The sequence below is a fragment of the Pseudoalteromonas sp. SWXJ133 genome (assembly GCF_015864365.1).
Classification (GTDB): domain Bacteria; phylum Pseudomonadota; class Gammaproteobacteria; order Enterobacterales; family Alteromonadaceae; genus Pseudoalteromonas; species Pseudoalteromonas arctica.
The window spans coordinates 40,837-63,102 of the sequence record NZ_JADYXJ010000010.1; the positions used below are offsets into that span (position 1 = coordinate 40,837).

General features: G+C 39.4%; 24 protein-coding genes. 22 read left to right on the top strand and 2 right to left on the bottom strand.

Annotated elements, in window-relative coordinates; translation table 11 throughout:
- Nucleotides 1–33: 33 nt before the first annotated feature.
- From fliL to I6F40_RS09735, 22 genes are all read left to right on the top strand, one after another.
- Nucleotides 34–549, top strand: coding sequence for a flagellar basal body-associated protein FliL (fliL, locus tag I6F40_RS09630; RefSeq protein WP_197192836.1), 516 nt, complete (start codon nucleotides 34–36; stop codon nucleotides 547–549).
- A 9-nt stretch (nucleotides 550–558) separates the two neighbouring features.
- Nucleotides 559–1,647, top strand: coding sequence for a flagellar motor switch protein FliM (fliM, locus tag I6F40_RS09635; RefSeq protein WP_166376916.1), 1,089 nt, complete (start codon nucleotides 559–561; stop codon nucleotides 1,645–1,647).
- Nucleotides 1,648–1,667: 20 nt separating this feature from the next.
- The gene (fliN, locus tag I6F40_RS09640) at nucleotides 1,668–2,066 is read left to right on the top strand and encodes a flagellar motor switch protein FliN (RefSeq protein WP_166376917.1); all 399 of its coding nucleotides are present in this window, start codon (nucleotides 1,668–1,670) and stop codon (nucleotides 2,064–2,066) included.
- Nucleotides 2,063–2,446 carry a flagellar biosynthetic protein FliO gene (gene fliO / locus I6F40_RS09645; protein WP_166376918.1) on the top strand — a complete coding sequence of 128 codons (384 nt, stop codon included), beginning with the start codon at nucleotides 2,063–2,065 and terminating at the stop codon, nucleotides 2,444–2,446. The genes fliN and fliO overlap by 4 nt, the downstream gene beginning before the upstream one ends.
- Before the next feature lie 4 nt (nucleotides 2,447–2,450).
- Nucleotides 2,451–3,191 (top strand): flagellar type III secretion system pore protein FliP, encoded by a 741-nt coding sequence (fliP, locus tag I6F40_RS09650; protein ID WP_166376919.1) that lies wholly within the window; start codon nucleotides 2,451–2,453, stop codon nucleotides 3,189–3,191.
- Between the two features lie 40 nt (nucleotides 3,192–3,231).
- Nucleotides 3,232–3,501, top strand: coding sequence for a flagellar biosynthesis protein FliQ (gene fliQ, locus I6F40_RS09655; RefSeq protein WP_166376920.1), 270 nt, complete (start codon nucleotides 3,232–3,234; stop codon nucleotides 3,499–3,501).
- 2 nt (nucleotides 3,502–3,503) lie between these two features.
- A complete protein-coding gene (fliR, locus tag I6F40_RS09660; protein WP_166376921.1) occupies nucleotides 3,504–4,283 on the top strand; it encodes a flagellar biosynthetic protein FliR in 780 nt (259 codons plus the stop codon).
- Between the two features lie 9 nt (nucleotides 4,284–4,292).
- Nucleotides 4,293–5,423, top strand: coding sequence for a flagellar biosynthesis protein FlhB (flhB, locus tag I6F40_RS09665; RefSeq protein WP_197192837.1), 1,131 nt, complete (start codon nucleotides 4,293–4,295; stop codon nucleotides 5,421–5,423).
- A gap of 73 nt (nucleotides 5,424–5,496) precedes the next feature.
- Entirely contained in the window at nucleotides 5,497–7,608 is a 2,112-nt protein-coding gene (flhA, locus tag I6F40_RS09670; RefSeq protein ID WP_166376923.1) for a flagellar biosynthesis protein FlhA, read from the top strand.
- A 20-nt stretch (nucleotides 7,609–7,628) separates the two neighbouring features.
- On the top strand, nucleotides 7,629–9,110 hold the full coding sequence (gene flhF / locus I6F40_RS09675; protein ID WP_166376924.1) for a flagellar biosynthesis protein FlhF: 1,482 nt from the start codon (nucleotides 7,629–7,631) through the stop codon (nucleotides 9,108–9,110).
- Entirely contained in the window at nucleotides 9,103–9,963 is an 861-nt protein-coding gene (locus tag I6F40_RS09680; protein ID WP_166376925.1) for a MinD/ParA family ATP-binding protein, read from the top strand. Before flhF ends, I6F40_RS09680 begins: the two co-directional genes overlap by 8 nt.
- Before the next feature lie 26 nt (nucleotides 9,964–9,989).
- Nucleotides 9,990–10,700 carry an RNA polymerase sigma factor FliA gene (locus tag I6F40_RS09685; RefSeq protein WP_166376988.1) on the top strand — a complete coding sequence of 237 codons (711 nt, stop codon included), beginning with the start codon at nucleotides 9,990–9,992 and terminating at the stop codon, nucleotides 10,698–10,700.
- Between the two features lie 40 nt (nucleotides 10,701–10,740).
- Nucleotides 10,741–11,124 carry a chemotaxis response regulator CheY gene (gene cheY, locus I6F40_RS09690; RefSeq protein WP_008132609.1) on the top strand — a complete coding sequence of 128 codons (384 nt, stop codon included), beginning with the start codon at nucleotides 10,741–10,743 and terminating at the stop codon, nucleotides 11,122–11,124.
- Nucleotides 11,125–11,142: 18 nt separating this feature from the next.
- On the top strand, nucleotides 11,143–11,910 hold the full coding sequence (locus I6F40_RS09695; RefSeq protein WP_166376926.1) for a protein phosphatase CheZ: 768 nt from the start codon (nucleotides 11,143–11,145) through the stop codon (nucleotides 11,908–11,910).
- A 15-nt stretch (nucleotides 11,911–11,925) separates the two neighbouring features.
- The gene (locus I6F40_RS09700) at nucleotides 11,926–14,109 is read left to right on the top strand and encodes a chemotaxis protein CheA (protein ID WP_197192838.1); all 2,184 of its coding nucleotides are present in this window, start codon (nucleotides 11,926–11,928) and stop codon (nucleotides 14,107–14,109) included.
- A gap of 58 nt (nucleotides 14,110–14,167) precedes the next feature.
- Entirely contained in the window at nucleotides 14,168–15,334 is a 1,167-nt protein-coding gene (locus tag I6F40_RS09705; RefSeq protein ID WP_166376928.1) for a protein-glutamate methylesterase/protein-glutamine glutaminase, read from the top strand.
- Entirely contained in the window at nucleotides 15,327–16,091 is a 765-nt protein-coding gene (locus tag I6F40_RS09710; RefSeq protein ID WP_166376929.1) for a flagellar motor protein, read from the top strand. Before I6F40_RS09705 ends, I6F40_RS09710 begins: the two co-directional genes overlap by 8 nt.
- 2 nt (nucleotides 16,092–16,093) lie before the next feature.
- Nucleotides 16,094–17,050 (top strand): flagellar motor protein MotB, encoded by a 957-nt coding sequence (locus tag I6F40_RS09715; protein WP_166376930.1) that lies wholly within the window; start codon nucleotides 16,094–16,096, stop codon nucleotides 17,048–17,050.
- Nucleotides 17,051–17,062: 12 nt separating this feature from the next.
- Nucleotides 17,063–17,833 carry a ParA family protein gene (locus I6F40_RS09720; RefSeq protein ID WP_007585827.1) on the top strand — a complete coding sequence of 257 codons (771 nt, stop codon included), beginning with the start codon at nucleotides 17,063–17,065 and terminating at the stop codon, nucleotides 17,831–17,833.
- Nucleotides 17,834–17,836: 3 nt separating this feature from the next.
- A complete protein-coding gene (locus tag I6F40_RS09725) occupies nucleotides 17,837–18,613 on the top strand; it encodes a chemotaxis protein CheW (RefSeq protein ID WP_166376931.1) in 777 nt (258 codons plus the stop codon).
- Between the two features lie 21 nt (nucleotides 18,614–18,634).
- Nucleotides 18,635–19,132 (top strand): chemotaxis protein CheW, encoded by a 498-nt coding sequence (locus I6F40_RS09730; protein ID WP_166376932.1) that lies wholly within the window; start codon nucleotides 18,635–18,637, stop codon nucleotides 19,130–19,132.
- A 17-nt stretch (nucleotides 19,133–19,149) separates the two neighbouring features.
- Nucleotides 19,150–19,551, top strand: a complete 402-nt coding sequence (locus I6F40_RS09735; RefSeq protein WP_166376933.1) for a DUF2802 domain-containing protein — start codon at nucleotides 19,150–19,152, stop codon at nucleotides 19,549–19,551.
- Nucleotides 19,552–19,582: 31 nt separating this feature from the next.
- Here I6F40_RS09735 and I6F40_RS09740 read toward each other — a convergent pair whose 3' ends face one another.
- Nucleotides 19,583–19,891, bottom strand: coding sequence for an EscU/YscU/HrcU family type III secretion system export apparatus switch protein (locus I6F40_RS09740; RefSeq protein WP_166376934.1), 309 nt, complete (start codon nucleotides 19,889–19,891; stop codon nucleotides 19,583–19,585).
- A 2-nt stretch (nucleotides 19,892–19,893) separates the two neighbouring features.
- Entirely contained in the window at nucleotides 19,894–22,185 is a 2,292-nt protein-coding gene (gene fliK, locus I6F40_RS09745; protein WP_166376935.1) for a flagellar hook-length control protein FliK, read from the bottom strand.
- Nucleotides 22,186–22,266: the final 81 nt, after the last annotated feature.

Consider the following 22,266-nt stretch of genomic DNA (forward strand, 5'->3'; position numbering starts at 1 on the left):
CAAGCAAGTACCTTTGCGATTAAAGGAATCATGATGGCCGAAGACAAGAGTTTAAAAATAGAAGAAACCGATAAAAGTAAAAAGAAATTAATAATAATCATAGCGGCAGTAGTGCTTATTATTGTTGTTATTGCTGGTTATTTCTATATATCGGGTTCGGATGCGTCGGTTGATAACTTAGAAACTGCAGATACATCTTTAGCAGAGTCAGGTTCATTAGCTGAGTTAGGAAATGCTTTATATGTTGCTATGCCACGACCGTTTATATTTAACGTACCTGGCTCGAGTCGCGATAGAATTGTACAAATTAAAGTACAGCTGTTAGTGCGTGATAGTATAAATGAAGAAACAGCCAAAAAGCATATTCCACTTATTGAAGGCACATTATTAAGCGTTTTTTCTACTACAACAGCAGATGAGCTAGGTACGAGTGCAGGTAAAGAGACACTGCGCTTTTCTGCCCTTGAGAGAGTACAAGCCGCTTTGATGAATGTTGAAGGCAGTAAAGTAATCGAGCGGGTATTATTTACCGGCTTTGTGATGCAATAAGGGGCTAGTGTGAGCGATTTATTATCCCAAGACGAAATTGATGCACTATTACACGGTATTGATGACGTTGATGAGGAGGATATAAACGAAGGTGAGGACGGCGGAGGTACGCTCCAGTACGATTTTTCTTCGCAGGATCGCATCGTGCGCGGTCGCATGCCGACACTGGAAATTGTTAACGAACGTTTTGCTCGCCATATGCGAATTAGCTTATTTAATATGATGCGCCGCACCGCAGAAGTGTCTATTAACGGCGTACAAATGATTAAATTTGGCGAGTATGTCCATACTCTTTTCGTCCCAACTAGTTTAAATATGGTTCGTTTTAGGCCATTAAAAGGGACGGGTCTTATCACCATGGAAGCACGGCTTGTGTTTATTTTGGTAGATAATTTTTTTGGTGGGGATGGCCGTTACCATGCAAAAATAGAGGGTCGAGAATTTACACCGACAGAGCGTCGAATTGTGCAAATGTTACTTAAGATAATTTTTGAAGATTATAAAGAAGCATGGGCACCAGTCATGGATGTATCTTTTGAATATCTCGATTCCGAAGTAAACCCGGCTATGGCTAATATTGTAAGTCCAACAGAAGTCGTTGTTGTTAGCTCTTTTCATATTGAACTTGATGGTGGCGGTGGTGATTTTCATATTGCTTTACCTTATTCTATGCTTGAGCCAATTCGGGAACTGTTAGATGCAGGTGTTCAGTCGGACACTGAAGATACTGATTTCCGATGGAGTAAAGCGCTTCGCGACGAAATCATGGATGTAGAGGTTGATATGTCGACTCAATTGCTTGAAGTTGATTTAACCCTAAGACAAATTATGGAACTCAAAGCGGGTGATATCATTCCGGTTGAAATGCCTGAACATATAACCGTATTTGTTGAAGAATTACCTACATTTAGAGCTAAAATGGGTCGTTCACGCGACAATGTTGCACTCCAAATTAGTGAAAAAATTAAACGACCTGATTCAGTTAAATCTGAGCTGCATGTATTTACCAAAGGCGGCAAGAAGATTGATTCAGATGCAGAATTAGAAGAACTAGAAGATGATTTATATCTCTCTAAAGGTGTAGACTTAGACTGGTAATTGATTTAAAGGCGAAAAGTATGAGTGATGACCAAGATACTATGGATGAATGGGCTGCAGCATTAGCTGAGGCAGAAACTCCGGAAGAGGGGAGCGAAGCACAGGTTGCGGAGCTAGACGAATTAAGTGATGAACGACATGAAATGAGTGGCGATGAAAAGCGTAAATTAGATACGATTTTAGATATCCCAGTAACTATTTCAATGGAAGTTGGACGTTCTAAAATTAATATACGTAATTTACTGCAACTCAATCAAGGTTCAGTCGTTGAACTTGATAGAGTCGCAGGTGAACCACTCGATGTGCTTGTCAATGGTACATTGATTGCTCATGGTGAAGTTGTAGTGGTTAATGACAAATTTGGTATCAGGTTAACGGACGTTGTTAGTCAAGTTGAACGGATTAAGAAGTTACGATGAGTAGTTTAAGTATATTAGCAAATTCAGTTTTTCCAGTAGCAGAATCAGCAGCTCCATCAGGTGATATAATCTCTATGGTGCTTTCATTAGCTGTTGTACTGGTACTCATACTTGTATTGGCTTATTTTGTAAAAAAATTAAACCCAAATTTAGTCAATAGCGACGAATTTAAGGTTGTTCGTAGCCTACCTTTGGGTTCTCGGGAGCGTTTATTGGTTATTGAAATTGATAACGCCCAGCACTTATTAGGAGTAACACCGCACAGTATTAATTATTTGCATAAATTAGAGACACCTTTAACTGAAAAAGAGTTACCAGAGCTAGCTAAGCGTTTTGGGAAACTTTTAAACCCGCAATCAAACCAAAATAAAAAGAATTAAACCTATGACAAAGTGGCTACTTATTATTCTTGCCATGGTGTTTGTGCCAAGCGTAAGTGCTGAAGGAATTGATGCGCTAACTATTACAACAAATGCAGACGGCACGCAGGATTACTCAGTAACGTTACAAGTTTTAGCTATTATGACGGCACTGAGCTTTATACCTGCTGCTATAATAATGATGACTTCTTTCACACGAATTATTGTAGTCCTTGCTATTTTGCGCCAAGCAATTGGCTTACAGCAAACACCGTCTAATCAAGTGTTGCTAGGTATGTCACTTTTTTTAAGTATTTTTATAATGGCGCCTATTTACGAGCAAATTAATGAGCGGGCCATAGAACCTTACTTAAATGAACAAGTTACTTCTATACAAGCTTTAGAGCTTGCCAAAGAGCCGATGAAAGCATTTATGCTTTCCCAAGTTCGTCTTAAAGATTTAGAAACATTTGCTAAAATTGCTGGTTACGATCAGCTCGACTCGCCAAAAGACACGCCATTAATAGTATTGATCCCTGCATTTGTAACTAGCGAATTGCAAACCGCGTTCATAATTGGCTTTATGTTTTTTATCCCATTTTTAATCGTTGATTTAGTTGTCGCCTCAGTACTGATGGCAATGGGTATGATGATGCTTTCTCCGATGATAGTGTCTTTGCCATTTAAAATTATGTTATTTGTGCTTGTAGACGGCTGGAGCTTGGTGATGGGTACCTTAGCAAAAAGCTTTGGTCTGGGGACTTAGTATGCTTAGCATCAATGTGACTCAACAATAAGGGAACAACATGGAACCTGAAATATTTGTTGATATTCTAAGCGACTCTTTATTTTTAGTCATTAAGTTAGTGTCTGCAATTGTAATACCCGGTTTAATTGTTGGTTTAGTGGTTGCCGTATTTCAGGCTGCAACGTCTATTAATGAACAAACATTAAGTTTCTTGCCTCGTTTATTAATTACCATTAGTGCACTTATTGTTGGTGGGCACTGGCTTACCCAAGAGTTAATGGACTTTTTTACCGGACTAGTATTACTTATCCCTGAAATTGCAGGTTAAATGTGGAGTATCCATTTTCAGTAATCATTCAATGGTTGAGCGACTTTTTGCTGCCCTTAGTACGGATCAGCTCAATGATTATGATTATGGCCGGCTTGGGCGCTAAAAATGTTCCAACAAGAATAAAAATGGGCTTGTCGGTTGTTGTAACTTTTGTTGTTGTGCCTGTTCTTCCACCGGCTACATTTACTAATTTGTTTTCGTTTGAGATGATTTTAGTGGTTATCCAACAAATACTAATTGGTACTGCCATTGGTTTTGCATCTCTACTTTTATTAAATACTTTTGTGTTAGCAGGGCAAATATTAGCAATGCAAACCGGTTTAGGTTTTGCCTCTGTTATTGACCCCTCTAATGGTGCAAGTGTTCCAGCGGTTGGTCAGTTCTTCCTTATTTTAGCGACGTTGCTATTTTTTGTGTTTAATGGTCATTTAATGATGATTCAAATGGTCGTGCATAGTTTTGATGTATTACCCATTGACGGCAATTGGTGGGCCGTCGATCATTATTGGGACATAGTGACATGGGGTGGCTGGATGTTTACGACAGCACTTGTACTCTCACTGGCACCGCTTACGGCTATGCTCGTTATTAATATGTCGTTTGGTATTATGACGCGTGCAGCTCCTCAACTAAATATTTTCTCTATCGGTTTTCCATTTACCTTGGTAGCTGGGCTCATTATTATTTGGGCGACACTAGGTAACTTTGTTACTCAGTTTGAATTTCAATGGTTAAAAATGGTTGAGCTAATGTGTACTCTAGTTGGTTGTTCACCTTAGGAGAAAGGCATGTCTGAAGACTCAGGACAAGAAAAAACAGAAGAACCCACATCCAAAAAGCTTGAAGAATCTAAAAAGAAAGGTCAAATAGCGCGTTCTAAAGAGCTAGGTACCATGTTTGTACTTATTTTTTCGGCTATATCGCTTTTGATGTATGGACCTGAAATTGGCAAAGGTTTATACAATGTAATGGGCCGTACGCTTAACTTGAATCGTAACGAAGCCTTTGACACTACTAAAATGTTTGCTGTATGGGGAGAAGTTGCGGACGCTTTAATATTTCCTATGGCCATGTTCGTATTTATTATTGTTTTAGCTGCGTTTATAGGTAATACCTTGTTAGGTGGTTTTAATTTTAGCTGGGAAGCAGCCGCGCCTAAAGCAAGTAAAATGTCGCCAATGAAAGGCTTTAAGCGAATGTTTGGCCCGCAAGCGGCTGTTGAGCTTGTAAAGTCACTATTAAAGTTTGGCTTAGTTGCAAGTTCCGCTATATTTCTAATTAATACCTTTTTTGATGAAATACTGCACTTAAGTTTAGAAAGTGCACCGGGTAATATTATTCATGCCTTAGAAATTTTAGCTTGGATGTTCTTGGGTCTTTCGTGCACTTTAATTATTATTGCGGCAATTGATGCTCCATTTCAAAGTTATAATCATAACAAACAACTTAAAATGACAATGCAAGAGGTTAAAGATGAGTATAAAAACTCTGAAGGTGATCCACAAATAAAAGCGCGTATAAGACAGACTCAAAGGCAAATGTCACAAAATCGCATGATGCAAGACGTCCCAGATGCTGATGTTATTGTTACCAATCCAACTCACTATTCGGTAGCATTAAAATATGACACAGAGCGTGCAGGAGCGCCTATTGTGCTTGCAAAGGGCATTGATGAAATGGCGATGCAAATTAGAAAAGTAGCAATAGGGAATGAAGTACCTATTTTAGAATCCCCGATGCTGACTCGAGCACTTTATCATACTGCTGAAGTTGGCGAACAAATACCGGATCAGTTATTCACCGCTGTAGCGCAAGTTTTAGCCTATGTATTTCAGCTTAAGCGCTTTAATAAAGGGCGCGGAAAACGCCCAACTAAGCTTAACAATAAGCTACCCATCCCAGATGCCTATAAATATTAAAATCGTTAACCTAGTAACTTGGAATAGTTATTGCTAATTCAATGCAGTGTCAATTTTTTGAAATTGTAGAATTATGAGTTTTAAAGCGGTATTACAACAACTTAACAGAGACAAAAAAGACTATGCCAAAGGGGTCGGTACTCCTTTGCTTGTACTTGCTGCCTTAGGAATGGTGATTTTACCATTGCCGCCATTTTTACTCGATATTCTTTTCTCGTTTAATATTGCCCTCGCATTAGTGGTTTTACTCGTGACTGTTTACACGATGAAGCCGGTCGAGTTTGGTATATTCCCCTCTGTATTGCTAATCGCTACGATTATGCGCTTAGCGCTCAACGTTGCCAGTACTCGAGTTGTATTACTTGAAGGTCATAATGGTGGTGATTCTGCTGGTAAAGTAATTGAAGCGTTTGGCTCAGTTGTTATTGGTGGTAACTACGCTGTTGGTTTGGTTGTATTTTTAATTCTGATCATTATTAACTTTGTAGTAATTACTAAAGGTGCTGGGCGTATATCTGAGGTATCTGCACGTTTCACCCTTGATGCAATGCCGGGTAAACAAATGGCAATTGACGCCGATTTAAATGCTGGTTTTATAAGTGCTGAGCAAGCGCGTGATCGCCGCGAGGAAGTAACCCGAGAAGCCGACTTTTATGGCTCAATGGATGGTGCGAGTAAATTTGTAAAAGGCGATGCCATTGCAGGTATTGTTATATTGATCATCAATATTGTTGGTGGTTTGTTTGTAGGTATGATTCAGCACAATTTGAGCTTTGGCGATGCCATGGAAGTATATACTTTACTTACTATTGGTGATGGCTTAGTTGCTCAGCTACCTTCTTTACTGCTTTCAATTGGTACAGCGATTGTTGTAACACGCCAAAATGAGTCGCTCAATATGGGTGACCAATTCAAGAAACAACTTGGTAATGAAAAATCACTCTTTATTGCTTCTGGTATTTTGATCATTATGGGGTTAGTGCCTGGCATGCCGCACTTTGCTTTTTTAAGTTTAGGTGCGTTACTAGGCTATTTAGCTTACTACACACAGCAAAGTAAATTAAAAGCCGCCGCTGCAGAGGCTGAGGAAGCAGCTAATGGTGGAAGCGCTGCAACGGGTGTTGCAAATAAACAAGAGCAAAAAGAACTTGGTTGGGATGACGTTCAACAGGTTGATGTAATTGGATTAGAGGTAGGTTACAGATTAATTCCTTTAGTTGACCAATCACAGGGTGGTGAGTTACTTAATCGTATTAAAGGGGTTCGTAAAAAGCTTTCTCAAGAACTTGGCTTTTTGGTGCCACCTGTACATATCCGCGATAATTTAGAGCTTGACCCTAATGCATACAGAATAACACTAATGGGTGTTTCAACCGGTGAAAGCGAGCTTAAACATGGCGACGAGCTAGCGATTAATCCTGGGCAAGTGTTTGGACCAATTAAAGGAGTCGACACTAAAGACCCTGCTTTTGGCCTTGATGCAGTTTGGATTAAGCCTGATCAAAAAGATGAAGCACAATCACTTGGTTACACCGTTGTCGATTCTGCCACGGTAGTTGCAACCCATATTAGCCAGTTATTAACTAACAGTGCGGCGTTGCTACTAGGACATGAAGAAGTCCAAAACCTGCTTGATATGCTTGCTAAAAGCCACCCTCGTTTAGTGGAAGGATTAGTACCCGATGTATTACCATTAACTGCAATTGTAAAAGTACTGCAAAATTTATTGAATGAAGGGGTGGCTATTCGCGACATGCGCTCAATTGTTCAAACCCTTGTTGAATATGGTCCGCGTAGCCAAGACCCTGATGTACTAACGGCTGCGGTACGTATTTCACTGCGAAGATTAATCGTTCAAGATGCAGTGGGCATGTCATCAGAAATTCCTGTCATAACCTTGGCGCCTGAGTTGGAACAGATGTTGCATCAGTCATTGCAAAATGCAGGCGACGAAGGTGCCGGTATAGAGCCAGGACTTGCTGAGCGACTTCAAGTGTCATTGACGCAAGCGCATCAGAACCAAGAAATGGCTGGAGAGCCTTCGATATTGCTAACGTCAGGAATGTTACGCACTGTGTTATCTCGTTTTGTTAAGTACACCATTCCAGGATTGAGAGTGATGTCTTATCAAGAGATACCAGATGAAAGACAGATCAAGATTGTTAGCTCTGTAGGCCAACAATAAGAATTTAAAGGGGTTGAATCATGAAAATAAAACGTTTTTTTGCTAAAGATATGCGCACAGCACTTAAAGAAGTTAAAGATGAATTAGGTGTTGATGCGGTTATTATGTCAAATAAGAAGCTGGCTAACGGTGTAGAAATTGTAGCGGCAGTTGATTATGACAAAGCAGCCCCTAAAGAAGCAGCGCAACCACAACGTACTGCTGAGCCTCGTGTTCAAGCAGCACAGCAAAGTATGCATAATTTTATAAAGCCAGAGCCTCAGCGTGCCAAACCTGAACCTCAAGCAAAAGTGGCTGACAGCTTACAAGCATTACTAGAGCGTCAGTCGCCGCGTCCACGTTCCCCTGAACTTGCATCTATGTTTTCACAATCGGGTATTGATACTACTGATAACTATCAAGAACCAGCTGCGCAGCCGCGTATTAAAAATATGTTTGCTCCTGAAAATGCAGCGCCAGTTCGCCCACAAACTCAAGCAGATAGTTTGGGTTTTGATGATTTAGATCGCGACTTTGATGATTTAGATAGCCCAGTAACGACTCTTCAACAAAAACCAAATAATGAAAGCCAAGAAATGACAACCATGCGTGAAGAAATGAACGCAATTCGTCAATTATTAGAACATCAAGTGTCTGGTTTAATGCAGCAAGATATGGCGCGACGCGATCCTACACGTGCTTGTATGGTTGACCGTTTAGTCGGCATGGGTATTGATAAAGAAGTCGCGCAACAAATGGCATGTTTCGTACCTGATGACGTATCTCGTCAACAAGGTTGGAAAGCATTGTTAACGATGGTCGAGGATCAAATGCAAACAACTAATAATGAAATACTTCGCCAAGGTGGGGTATATGCATTAGTAGGTCCAACAGGTGTTGGTAAAACAACGACTGTTGCTAAACTTGCAGCTTTAGGCGCACAAAAATATGGCGCTGATAAAGTGGCTCTAATAACCACTGATACTTACAGAATTGGTGCATATGAGCAGCTTGCAACTTATGGCCGTATTATTGGTTGTGGTGTAAAGCAAGTTAAAGATGCTAATGAACTAGCTGAAGTTTTATATCATCTGCGTAATAAACGACTAGTATTAATTGATACTGCAGGTATGAGTCAACGAGATTTGCGTTTAACGGAGCAGTTGAATACGTTAATGCGCAACCAACGTGTGGATATTCGTAGCTACCTGGTACTAAGTGCCACAGCACAAATTAATGTACTACAAGAAACAGTACGCCACTTTAAAAAAGTACAGTTAAGCGGCTGTATTTTCACTAAGTTAGATGAGTCATTAAGTTTAGGTGAAATTATTAGTATTGCGATTCAAAATCGTCTTCCAATAGGGTATCTTACTAATGGTCAACGAGTACCAGAAGATATTCGTGTTGCAAATGCTGAAAAACTAGTAAAAAAGGCTGAGCAATTGTATTTAAAAAGAATAAAAGCACAAGATTCAAGGCATCAATCAGTGGCGTCAAGTTCAGTAGGGATGTATGATTAACACAGTATTAGATCAAGCAAGCGGCCTGCGAAAAATGAGTCAGAACAGTAACAATGGCGTAAAAGTTATTGCTGTAACCGGTGGTAAAGGTGGAGTAGGGAAAACAAATGTTTCTCTAAATACCGCTATTGCATTAGGGCAGCAAGGTAATAGAGTGTTAGTACTGGATGCCGACTTAGGTTTAGCAAACTGTGATGTTATGCTTGGTTTGCGTGTTGAGCGCAATTTATCACACGTTTTGTCTGGTGAATGCGAGCTTGACGAAATTTTAGTTGAAGGCCCAGCAGGTATTAAAATTGTACCCGCTACATCGGGTTCGCAAAGTATGGTTGAACTGTCACCATCTGAGCATGCGGGGCTAATTCGTGCATTTAGCGAATTGAATACCGAATTTGATATTTTGATAGTAGATACAGCCGCTGGTATTTCAGACATGGTACTGAGCTTTTCACGCGCGGCACAAGATGTAATGGTTGTCGTGTGTGATGAACCAACATCGATAACGGATGCTTACGCACTTATTAAAGTATTAAGTCGTGAACATGGTGTTTATAAGTTCAAAATTGTTGCCAATATGGTCCGCAGTATGCGAGAAGGCACGGAATTGTTTGCAAAGCTTTCTAAAGTTACAGATCGCTTTTTAGATGTATCAATGGAGCTAGTAGCCACCGTTCCTTATGATGAAAATATGCGTAAAGCAACGCGTCGTCAAAGAGTGATTGTAGAACTTTTTCCAAATTCGCCAGCCGCTCTTGCTTTTAAAGCGTTGGCAACCAAAGCAGTTAAATGGCCAATACCAAACCAACCATCTGGTCATTTAGAGTTTTTCATTGAGAAGCTAGTAAACGGCTAATTATGACAACATTGGTGAATAGAGCTATGGGATATCAATCAACACAAAATTTAAATGTGATTGTTGAGAAGCATGCATCACTTGTCAAAAAGGTGGCGTGCCATCTAATTGCTCGATTACCTCCTAGCGTTCAACTTGACGATTTAATTCAGTCGGGGATGATAGGTTTAATAGAAGCTTCAAAAAACTTTGATGCGACAAAGGGCGCAAGCTTTGAAACCTTTGCAGGTATTCGTATTCGCGGAGCTATGCTTGACGAAATGCGCCGTGGTGATTGGGCTCCTCGCTCAGTACACCGAAAAAGCCGACAGGTTGCAGAGGCAATTACTTGGCTCGAAAGTAGTCTTAATCGTGAACCAACGAATACAGAAGTTGCTGAAAAACTTGAAATTTCGCTTAATGAATACCATCATATTTTAAGTGATGTAAATTCTAGTAAAGTATTAGGTATTGAAGACCTTGGCATAGATGAGGATGTTATTACTCCCATAGACCAGGATTTTGCACTAGATAGACCTTTTAATAATGTAAAAAAAGAGCGGTTTAATGCATCTTTACTAAGTGCAATTAAGTCACTACCGGAGCGTGATGCAATGGTGCTCTCTTTGTACTATAACGATGAAATGAATTTAAAAGAAATAGGACATATACTCGATGTAAGTGAATCGCGTGTAAGTCAGATACATGGTCAGGCGATGATTAAGCTCAAGGCTAAAATCAATGACTGGATAAATTAGTAGTAAGTAAACACAGGTTAAGGCCTCACTGGAGGATGTTTTGGATAAAAACATGAAAATTCTTGTAGTTGATGATTTTTCAACAATGAGAAGAATTATAAAAAATTTGTTACGTGATTTAGGTTTCACTAACGTTCAAGAAGCTGATGATGGTTCTACAGCTTTGCCTATGTTACAAAATCAGGTGTTCGATTTTGTGGTTACCGATTGGAATATGCCAGGAATGCAAGGCATTGATCTTTTAAGAGCAATTCGTGCGGATGATAAGTTAAAACATATTCCCGTATTGATGGTAACAGCAGAAGCTAAAAAAGAACAAATAATAGCAGCAGCGCAAGCCGGTGTTAATGGTTATATTGTTAAGCCATTCACGGCTGGAACATTAAAAACTAAATTAGAAAAAGTATTTGAACGTTTAGGCTAAATGATAAGGGAGAGGCTTATGCCAGCACCTGCTGCGCCTCAAATAACGTTAGAACAAGCTCGTCAACTCGTTGTTTTTTTAGAAAATGATGAACAAGATAAAGCAAATCAATTAATTTTGGAGACTGCGTCTAAAGAACACTCTGAATTATTTGCTGAAGTTGGAAAATTGACTCGTCAATTGCACGAATCACTAAAAGGCTTTGAGCTTGATACTCGTTTGGCTAATCTAACTACAGATGCTATTCCAGATGCTAAAAAGCGACTTAATTATGTTATAGAAATGACAGAAAATGCCGCTAATAAAACAATGGATGCCGTTGAAGCTAGTTTACCTATAGCTCAACAATTGGCCGATGAAATATCCCATATCAAACCGACATGGGATCGTTTAATGAGCCGCGAGATTGAGCTCGGTGAGTTTAAATCGCTGTGTCACAGTATCGATAAGTTTATGAATAACTCTCATCATAAAACGGATGAGCTACAGAACTTAATGACTAATGTATTAATGGCTCAAGACTATCAAGACTTAACAGGGCAAGTTATCCGTCGCGTTATTGAGCTTGTTAGAGAAGTAGAAGAAAGCTTACTTCATCTTTTAACAGCATTTGCTGCTCAAGATGACAGCACAGCTGAGATAATAGAACAACAAAAAATAGAAGAACCAGTTGTTACACAAACTTTAGCAGGTCCAGAAGGCCCTATTATTGATAAAGAATCGCGTAATGATGTTGTGTCTGATCAAGATGAAGTCGATGATCTTTTATCAAGCTTGGGCTTTTAAGAGGAGAGTAACTGCATGTTTGAAGTCGATGAAGATATTTTACAAGACTTTCTTGTAGAGGCAGGAGAAATCCTAGAGCTTTTATCTGAACAGTTAGTTGAACTGGAAAATAATCCAGAAGATACTGAATTATTAAACGCTATATTTAGAGGCTTCCATACTGTTAAAGGTGGTGCAGGCTTTCTTGCAATGACGGAGCTTGTTGATGCTTGTCATGGTGCTGAAAACGTATTTGATTTATTACGTCAAGGCGTGCGAACGGTTAATTCAGAATTAATGGATGTTATTTTACAAGCACTCGACACTATTAATGAAATGTTCGCAACTATTCAAAATAGAGATAAGCCTGAACCTGCAGACCCTCAATTACTTGAAACCCTTCATATATTAGGCTTACCTCCAACAGAAGCTGAACTGAACGGAGTATCTTCACAAACAGATGTTGAGCAATCTCAAAATGAGGTGGTTGATACGCCAGCAGCTGACGATGATCCATTTGCATTTGATGAATTATTTAGCGGAACTCCTTCAGTTAGTACTGGTGACATAGACGAAATCACTGAGGATGAATTTGAAAACTTACTTGATGAACTACACGGTAAAGGCCAAGGTCCTGTTGTTGAAAAACCGCTAGTAAGTAGTGACTTTAATGGTGACATTACAGATGACGAATTTGACAACTTACTAGATGAGTTACACGGTGTTGGCAGTTTTGGTAATGTTACAACTAAAGAGCCTAAGCAAAATAACGCTGTAAAACTACCAGCAGAACCTGCTAAATCAAACTTAAATTCATCAGATGATGAAATTAGTGATGACGAATTTGAAGCACTCCTTGATGAACTTCACGGTAAAGGTACTGCTCCTAAATCAATAGAGAGTACTCCCGTTGTAAAGCAGCCTACTTTGCCTGCTGCACCAGCTTCTAAAGCAAGTATGCCTATAAAAAAACCAGAACCTGCGGAAGTTCCTGCTTCTAAGCCGGCAGAAAAATCCGTTATTAAAGCAGCACCTAAAAAAACAGCGCCGCCTGCAGCCGAAACAACAGTTCGCGTAGATACAAAACGACTTGACCAAATTATGAATATGGTTGGTGAATTAGTACTTGTACGAAATCGTCTGGTTAGTTTAGCAACTAGTTCAGATAGCGAGGCGATGGGTAAAGCAATATCGAACTTAGATGTAGTGACTGCTGATATTCAGGGCGCGGTTATGCAAACGCGAATGCAGCCAATTAAAAAGGTATTTGGCCGTTTCCCTCGCGTAGTACGCGATTTAGCACGCAGCTTAAACAAAGATATCAACTTACAACTTGTAGGTGAAGAAACCGATTTAGATAAAAATTTAGTTGAAGCTCTTGCTGATCCACTTGTGCATTTAGTTAGGAACTCAGTTGATCATGGTATTGAAATGCCAGCGGTTCGTGAGGCTGCAGGTAAGCCTAGAACAGGTAACGTTACTTTATCAGCATCCCAAGAGGGCGATCATATATTGCTAACCATTAAAGATGATGGTGCTGGTATGGATGCTGAAAAACTGAAAAAAATCGCAATTAGTAAAGGTGTACTCGATCACGACCAAGCGAGTCGACTTTCTGATACTGATGCTTATAACCTTATTTTTGCACCAGGCTTTTCTACTAAAGAAGAGATTTCTGATATTTCTGGTCGTGGTGTTGGAATGGATGTGGTGAAAACTAAAATCACCCAACTAAATGGCTCTGTAAGTATTCAATCGGAGTTAGGCGTAGGTACTATTTTAGAAATAAAAGTACCACTTACTTTAGCTATATTGCCGACCCTAATGGTAATTGTTGGTGCACAAACATTTGCGTTACCACTAGCTGGTGTTAGTGAAATATTCAATTTAGATTTAACAAAAACAAATGTGGTTGATGGGCAACTAACAATTATAGTGCGTAAAAAAGCAATACCGTTGTTTTACTTAGAGCATTGGTTAGTTAAAGGCACAGATCGTTCGCAGCGAAAAGCAAAAGGCCACGTAGTTATTGTTCAAATTGGTACGCAGCAAGTTGGTTTTGTTGTTGACTCATTAATTGGTCAAGAAGAGGTAGTTATTAAACCGCTCGATGCATTATTGCAAGGTACGCCAGGCATGGCTGGCGCTACAATTACTTCGGACGGTGGCATTGCACTAATTTTAGATGTTCCAAGCATGTTAAAACATTACGCTGGCTAATAATAAAGTAGGTATATATTTAATATATACCTACGCATAAATTTAATAAGAGAGCTAAATGGCCGTTAAAGTTTTAGTTGTTGATGATTCAAGTTTTTTTCGCCGTAGAGTAAGCGAAATCCTTGAGCAAGATAGCGACATACAAGTTATAGGCTTTGCTGTTAATGGCAGAGAAGCTGTTGAGAAAGCAGCTCAATTACGTCCTGATATGATCACCATGGATGTCGAAATGCCAGTGCTTGATGGCATTAGCGCAGTTAAAGAAATAATGGCGAGTAATCCAACTCCTATCCTAATGTTTTCATCACTAACACGTGATGGCGCAACAGCAACTTTTGATGCACTTGATGCTGGAGCAATGGATTTTTTACCGAAAAAATTTGAAGATATTGCCCGTAATAATGAAGACGCTATAAAGCTTTTGCAAAATAAAGTGAAAGATATAGGGCGAAGACGTTTAGCAGGAACATTTAGGCCTGTAACACCACCTAAGTCAGTAATACCAACTAGAGCGATAACAAGCTCACTTCCGCAAGGAACGAATACATCAACGCCCCCTGTAAAACAACCAGATAGAAGTTTTCAAAGATCAGCACCTGCTGCATTTATACATTCGGATGTAGCCACAGTGCGAGCAAGTGGAAAACAATACCAACTCGTTGCTATTGGTACGTCCACAGGTGGGCCTGTTGCGCTACAAACTATATTGACCCAACTACCAGCTAATTTTCCTCACCCTATTTTACTTATTCAGCATATGCCTGCAGCATTTACACCCGCATTTGCGGCACGTTTGAATGGCCTGTGCCAGATAAAAGTGAAAGAAGCACAACAAGGTGATCGCTTACAGCCTGGAACTGCTTATTTAGCACCTGGTGGACAGCAGATGATGGTCGAAGGGCGCGGGGCAAATAGAACACTGCGTGTATTTGAGGATCATAGCGAGAGAATAAGCTACAAACCGAGCGTAGATGTTACTTTTGCTAGTGCAGCCAAAGCGTATCAAGGTGATGTACTTGCTATTGTTCTAACAGGTATGGGGGCTGATGGACGCGATGGTGCGAGAATGTTAAAACAAATGGGTGCAACCATTTGGGCACAAGATGAAAAGAGTTGTGTTGTTTACGGAATGCCTCAAGCAATTGCTAATGCGGGGCTTTCAAGTGAGAGTTTAGCACTTAGTGATGTTGCTGCACGGATAAAGAGAGAGGTGGGTTGTGGATAAGCTCTCAATATTCGGACTATTTGTGGCATTGGGTGCAATAGGACTAGGTTACTCTTTAGAAGGAGGCGTTGTTTCTGCCCTATTTAATGGCCCTGCGCTTATTATTGTATTCGGCGGCACGCTTGGCGCTGTTATGTTGCAAACATCGGCTAGCACATTTAAAAAAATGCTAAATATGAGTTCTTGGGTTTTTGTCGCGCCACAATACGATATTGAAGAAGCAATAGAGCAAGTTAAACGATGGTCTTATAAAGCGCGCCAAGAAGGTTACTTAGCGCTTGAAAATGAAGCGTTAGCCAATTCAGATGCTTATGCTGCAAAAGGTCTAAGCTTACTTGTCGATGGCTGCTCAGAGCAAAAACTACGTGATACTCTTGAAATAGATTTACTGCTAGAGCGCGATCGTTTACTCGAAGCCGCTCGTGTTTATGAAGCAATGGGGGGCTACAGCCCTACTATTGGAATTTTAGGCGCCGTGCTTGGTTTAATACAGGCAATGTCGTTCATTACCGATCCGCAAATGCTTGGTGCTGGCGTTGCAACTGCATTTATTGCGACGATTTACGGTGTTGGTTTAGCTAATTTATTGTTTTTACCTATGGCAAATAAATTAAAGCAGCGTGTAGAGCAAAAAATGCTTTACCATGAAATGCTTGCCGAAGGCATCATTGCAATAAGCATCGGCGAAAGCCCAGTCAATATAGAATTAAAGCTTGAAGCCTACCGCGTAGAGCGTCCTAATTTCGTGGACGAGTAAACATGTTGCGCCGACGACTTCGCCATTCTGCCCCTAAAAACCAGCATACAGAACGTTGGCTTGTATCGTATGCCGATTACATGACCATTATGTTTGCCTTTTTTGTCGTGCTGTATGCAATAGCGATTAACAAAGAAGAGCAATTTCAAATATTGTCAGACTCCCTCGAACATGTTTTTGATAAATCAGCCCGCCAGCACTCTGCTCAAGGTGAAGGCGTTAATGGTAATGGGATATTGACTGATAGAGTAACACCTGAACAAGAAGTTCTTTACGGCGAAAGTATTTTAAAAGAAGAACAAGGCCCAGAGCTACTCGACGGTCAAAGTGATACAAGTAACATACAACAAAAATATCTAGGAAAGCCTCTCGACAGCTTATTAACTAAATTACAGTCAGCGCTTATTGATGAAATTCGTGATGGGGAAGCTAGTTTAGAGCTTAATCAAGATTGGCTGATTATAGAGCTAAGCTCAGGTATGTTATTTTCAAGTGGCAGCTCAGTTGCTCACTCTCGAGCAAAACAAGTTGTAAAGATTGTTAAAGATATTATTGCTCCAGTAGATAACTATATTAGAGTACGTGGCTATACTGATGATGAAAGTATTCGTAATGAAATGTTTCGCTCAAATTGGGAACTCTCGGTAGCTAGAGCAACGTCAATTTTAGTAGAGCTTGAAGCATTGGGTATTAATTCTGCCAGAATGGCGATAGAAGGTTATGGTCAATATTCACCTTTTGTAAGTAATGATACAGAACAAGGGCGAGCAGAGAATCGTAAAGTTGTTATTGCACTTTCTAAGTATGGTTTACCACAAAAAAAAAGCATCAAAGATGGACAAGCAAGTGAGCATCTAGTGGTAGCGCCTGAAGTTGAACTTCCTTCAGATGACGACACAATAAAAATAATTCGTTTGCCTCATGGTGGTATTCGCATAACAACGCGAAATGAACAGTAATTAGGATGTAATGTGAAGATTTGGACTGTCGCTAATCAAAAAGGGGGGGTTGGTAAAACAACGACCGCAGTGAGCCTTGCTGGTATTTTAGCCTTGCAAGGTAAGCGTGTGTTGCTTATAGATACAGACCCTCATGCATCACTCACTTATTACTTTGGCATCGATTCAGAGGATTTAGAAGTGAGTGTTTATGATATTTTTGCGCGTGGCACAAGTATGCAAAGTGAAGAGATACTTCAAGCTTTATGCCCATCAACACTTGAAAATCTAGATATTTTACCCGCAACTATGGCAATAGCCACGCTTGATAGAAGCATGGGTAATAAAACAGGAATGGGATTAATATTAAAAAAAGCACTTGCAAAAATAAGCGAACATTACGACTATGCTATTTTAGACTGTCCCCCAGTTTTAGGGGTGTTAATGGTGAATGCGCTTGCAGCAAGCGAACGAATTTTAGTGCCTGTGCAAACGGAGTTTTTAGCACTTAAAGGGCTTGATAGAATGATGCGGACTATGGAATTAATGCAAACCTCTCAAGCGAAAGATTATCAATATACTATAATCCCTACTATGTATGATAAACGTACTAAAGCATCGTTAGAAGCATATAAAACACTGCAAAGTACATATGGTGATAAAGTCTGGCCAGGTGTGATACCGGTAGATACTAAATTTAGAGATGCAAGCTTTGCGCAAAAAGTGCCTGTAGAGTATTGTCCTCGTTCGCGTGGTGTATACGCATATAAAGCACTGCTAGAATATTTAATTGAACAAGGTTAATGAATGAGTAAGCAATTATTTGCGAATGAAAAAGTAATGAAGCAATATCTAGGGGCTTTGTTATGTGAAGACGAGCCTGTAGATAACCTTGAGCCAATTGCAAAATTACTTGAGCAAGTTCCAGATAGTTCACAACACGCGCACATTCATTTAAAGCCCAAAGAACAAATAAAAGCCACAGAAAAAATATTTGATCAAGACTTACTCAGTGTTGAAACTGAACCAATGATTGAAGCCAAAAAAGCTGTTGACGATGAAGTAATAAAATCGATATGCAATGCTATAGAAAAGCCAGAACCACAGATTGCAACCAATTGTCAGTCTGACTATTTTGACGGCGAATTTCAGGCATTATTTTTTGAAGTCGCTGGTTTAACATTGGCTGTACCATTAAAAGCATTAGGCGGTATACATCAATTAGGTGAAGTAAATCATTTATTTGGTAAGCCAAAATGGTTTAAAGGCGTTATGCTCAACAGAGAAGAGAAGCTTAATGTTGTTGATACTGCTCGTTGGGTAATGCCAGAAAAGTATGATGATAAATTAGAGGCGTCTTTAGATTATCAGTATTTAATTACCTTAGGTGATAGCCAGTGGGGCTTATTAGCTGAAAAGTTGATAAATAACATTACATTGAGTAAAGAAGATGTAAAATGGCGTACAAATAAAAGTAAGCGCCCATGGCTTGCAGGCGTTATAAAAGAAAAAATGTGTGCTTTAATAGACGTTGATAATTTAAATATATTATTAGAGAAAGGCTTAGATAGCCGTCAGAAGTAATGACCATTACGGGGTAATAGCATGAATCAAGATAAATTACTGTCAGCAAATAAAAACGCGGATAATAATGATGAAATTTTACAGTGGGTTACGTTTAAGTTAGAAGAAGAAACTTACGGCGTAAATGTAATGCAAGTTCAAGAAATACTGCGCTACACTGAAATAGCCCCGGTGCCAGGTGCTCCTTCTTATGTGGTTGGTATTATTAACTTACGCGGTAACGTAGTAACAGTTATTGATACTCGTGCTCGTTTTGGTTTGCTACCTGCGGATGCAACTGACAACTCTCGTATCTTAATTATTGAAGCTGAAGAGCAAGTTATAGGTATTTTAGCTGACAGCGTATCTGAAGTTGTTTATTTGCGCAGCTCTGAAATCGATAGTGCACCAAATGTTGGTACTGAAGAAAGTGCTAAGTTTATTCAAGGCGTTTGTAATCGTGAAAACGAGTTACTGATTTTAGTTGATTTAAATAAATTACTCAGTGATGACGAATGGGATGAGTTAAGCGATATATAAGCTTTACCAAATAAATTATGCTGTTACTTAGTATAGCTATATCAGCGTTAGCGGTAGGACTTATATCGCTTGCGCTAATAATTGCATTAAAAAACAAACAAGCGAATGAAATTAATGCTGCATTACAGCAACTGAAAGATAGCTCAGAGCAAACACATATTTTGCGAAGTGAAATATCAGAGCTTAGAACAGGACTTTTAAGTATTGGTAAACGAGTGCTTGAGGTTGAGCAACAAAATCAAGATTTGATACAACAACAAGCGGCGCAAAAATACGATGACCCTGACGCTAAAATTTACTCTCGTGCTGTCAAAATGGTTGAGTTAGGCGCTGATCTAGATGAGGTGATTCGCGAATGCGAATTACCAAGAGCAGAAGCCGAATTACTATTTTCATTACATAAACAGAAAGGCGCTTAGCGCCTTTTTAGTTATAAGCACATAAATAAGCTCAAGCCTTAATATTCAACTTCCCTTGAAAGTCCTGCCAACCCGGCGGAAATTGACCTCTCAATACATACGAAAACGCAATAAGCTCTGCAATAACATAATAAAGCTCTTTTGGGATATCTTCCCCCAACTCTAAGTGAGACAACGTTTTAGCAAGGGCCGCATCTTCGTGGATCATAATTCCTTTTTTTTTCGCCGCCGCAATTATTTCGTCAGCTAATTCACCAAACCCTTTAACGCTTACGGTTGGTGTGCTGCCAGCTTCGTATAAAAGCCCAATGGCTGATTTATTGATAGATGCATCACTCATGACTAAACCTTAATATTAATAATTGCATGAGATTTATAAAATGCCTGATTATTAGCATCACCACGCTTCAGATTAAGTTCGCCAACTTGTAAACCATGTTTAGCTAGTTTAGATCTTAAGTTATCTAAGTGAGGGTGAGCAATTGCACTTACTTCTTGGCTTGATGCCAACAGCTGGCAATTAAGTGCTTTATCCATTAACTCAGCGGTAATTTGTAACTGTCCAAGTTGGGCATAATCAAAGTTTAACCTTACAAACCATACATTTTTATCTTCTAACTTATCTGCACTTGGTTTTTTATATTGCCCCAGTGTTATTTCTGTTTGGGCGGCCTCTGCTGGCAATCGCATTGGCAATAAAAATTGTGCAAGAGGGTTTGTGTCTGGCTGTTGATTTGGTGTTGAAACACTCACTTGGGTAAGTGTATTTTTAACGTGCACAATTTCGCTGGCCAAAGCTTGGACTTGAGCTTGTTGGAGTTGCTCAAGCATTTTCGCTCCGATGTTACCTGTTTTAAAAGTAGGTATGAGTACTTGCAAAAGTGCATCTAAGCCAGTTTGATTATTAAAACTGATAGGCGCTACTGATTGGCTAATAATAGGGGCAGCTAAAATACTCACTGCAACTTGCTCAAGCCCTTTAGTAAAGCTACTTTGTAACATGTCACCCGTTAGCTGATTGGGCTGTAAAGTAGCAAGTATTTCACGCTGTATGGTCGAAGGATTAATATTGTTACTTGAGACCATACGATTAAATGCTTGGTTGATCAAGCGAGTTAAATCGGGGGTATCTTTAGTGACTCTATTTACAATATCAGTAATTTGACTACTCAAAAGTTGTTTATTATGAGCCAGCTGAGCAGTAGGAATAGTGGTATCAGGAAACTTTAGCAGTGTACTTAATAATTTTGCTTCTATTGGTTGTAGCATTTGACTACGAGAGGCGATATTTGGTAGCTGCTCTGTTAATGGTTGAATGTTTTCAATGCTAGCAGAGCTTGTTTTATTTTGCTTACTATCAGTTATGGCTAATTGTACTGGGAGAGTTATTTGCTCTTTAGCTCCATTAATGAGTGGCTGCCAAATACTAACACTTCCTTTCATAAGTTGAGTTAATTGCACAAGCGGCGGGAGCCTTGAAAAGTGCTCTGGTAAAATATTGCTCGTATTGCTATTTAACGCAGTACTTACATTTTGGGTAATGTTGATTTTATCAAGCGGTGATTCTGTTAATTGTATAACTAAGTCCGGCCTCTGTAGCGCAGATGATGCTGATAGCGGTGTTAATTCAGATTTATTTGCTGTTGCAAAGGGCTTACTTTCAAAATATTTAACTGCATCATTAATTCGCGTTTTTAAATCACTAAAGCTATTTTGTAGCCACGACTTTATTGGGCTGTCAGGTGTAAGCAGTGAGCTTGCTTTAATAGTGGGCACAGATTCAGGGGTATTGCTTTTTTGAGCTAAAAGTAACTCGTTAAACGGTTTAGAAAATGAGTTATTAAGTGTCACTTTTATATTATTAGTATCGGTTTTAATAAATAACTTATCAGCTTGATTTGCTAAGTTTACTTTTATAGGGGTGCTGGGTAGTTCACTAACTTGTTGATTAGTAATTTGCGTTGTAAACGAGCCTGACTTTTGAGGATGAGTTAAAATTGCTAGTTTAGGTGTTGCTTGTAATTGCGCACTAGGCAATAAGGCTGCGAGTAAATTAGTAAGTTTAGCTTGGTTAAGTGGTTGCGTATGAACTGTATCAGCAAAGCGATTAATAACATTAAGCTGGGCGCCTTTATTTGTAGTGCTAACAACTACTTTTAAAGGCTGCTCAGTTATAAGTAACTGCGCTACGTCTTTATTTATAGCAATACTGACGTTGAGCTTATCGATAACTAGCCTGGGGGTAGGAGATACAACTACTTGAACATCCAGTGGTTTGCTTTGTACCTCAGTGCCCGTGCTTATATAATTTAATAAACGTTGTAATTGAGCCGGCTTGTTTAAAGTAATGGTTGTACTGTTCGGTGTGATGTTGAGCTGTTTGCCATCGGGACTAAGTTGTATGTTAGCACTGGCTATTTTTTGTAAATTATGAGGTGCGCTTGTAGTGCCAAGCCTTAATGTTTGCCAATGTTTATCAATGAATACATCAAGCGTAATCGAATCTTTCGAAAATTGTATGTTTTTAGCGGCAAGTACCTCATCAGGTAATTGCGATAATTCATTCGTTTGAGCGTTGCCCGATTGATTGATAACCAATGAATTAGATAATGTGATTTGCGTTGGCGTATTCATTATTTTAAATCAAGTTTTCTCTATTTTAAGTGAATCGATTTTAAAGCAATATTCGTATTACCCTATCATTATGGTAGACTA

Bases quoted from the DNA above. Each gene is read 5' to 3' on its own strand.
- fliL (WP_197192836.1), top strand. From the start codon at position 34: ATGGCCGAAGACAAGAGTTTAAAAATAGAAGAAACCGATAAAAGTAAA.
- flhA (WP_166376923.1), top strand. From the start codon at position 5,497: ATGAGTTTTAAAGCGGTATTACAACAACTTAACAGAGACAAAAAAGAC.
- I6F40_RS09715 (WP_166376930.1), top strand. From the start codon at position 16,094: ATGTTGCGCCGACGACTTCGCCATTCTGCCCCTAAAAACCAGCATACA.
- I6F40_RS09685 (WP_166376988.1), top strand. From the start codon at position 9,990: ATGGGATATCAATCAACACAAAATTTAAATGTGATTGTTGAGAAGCAT.
- fliN (WP_166376917.1), top strand. From the start codon at position 1,668: ATGAGTGATGACCAAGATACTATGGATGAATGGGCTGCAGCATTAGCT.
- flhF (WP_166376924.1), top strand. From the start codon at position 7,629: ATGAAAATAAAACGTTTTTTTGCTAAAGATATGCGCACAGCACTTAAA.
- I6F40_RS09725 (WP_166376931.1), top strand. From the start codon at position 17,837: ATGAGTAAGCAATTATTTGCGAATGAAAAAGTAATGAAGCAATATCTA.
- I6F40_RS09730 (WP_166376932.1), top strand. From the start codon at position 18,635: ATGAATCAAGATAAATTACTGTCAGCAAATAAAAACGCGGATAATAAT.
- fliO (WP_166376918.1), top strand. From the start codon at position 2,063: ATGAGTAGTTTAAGTATATTAGCAAATTCAGTTTTTCCAGTAGCAGAA.
- I6F40_RS09705 (WP_166376928.1), top strand. From the start codon at position 14,168: ATGGCCGTTAAAGTTTTAGTTGTTGATGATTCAAGTTTTTTTCGCCGT.
- flhB (WP_197192837.1), top strand. From the start codon at position 4,293: ATGTCTGAAGACTCAGGACAAGAAAAAACAGAAGAACCCACATCCAAA.
- fliK (WP_166376935.1), bottom strand. From the start codon at position 22,185: ATGAATACGCCAACGCAAATCACATTATCTAATTCATTGGTTATCAAT.
- I6F40_RS09700 (WP_197192838.1), top strand. From the start codon at position 11,926: ATGTTTGAAGTCGATGAAGATATTTTACAAGACTTTCTTGTAGAGGCA.
- fliP (WP_166376919.1), top strand. From the start codon at position 2,451: ATGACAAAGTGGCTACTTATTATTCTTGCCATGGTGTTTGTGCCAAGC.
- I6F40_RS09695 (WP_166376926.1), top strand. From the start codon at position 11,143: ATGCCAGCACCTGCTGCGCCTCAAATAACGTTAGAACAAGCTCGTCAA.
- I6F40_RS09735 (WP_166376933.1), top strand. From the start codon at position 19,150: ATGCTGTTACTTAGTATAGCTATATCAGCGTTAGCGGTAGGACTTATA.
- I6F40_RS09680 (WP_166376925.1), top strand. From the start codon at position 9,103: ATGATTAACACAGTATTAGATCAAGCAAGCGGCCTGCGAAAAATGAGT.
- fliQ (WP_166376920.1), top strand. From the start codon at position 3,232: ATGGAACCTGAAATATTTGTTGATATTCTAAGCGACTCTTTATTTTTA.
- I6F40_RS09740 (WP_166376934.1), bottom strand. From the start codon at position 19,891: ATGAGTGATGCATCTATCAATAAATCAGCCATTGGGCTTTTATACGAA.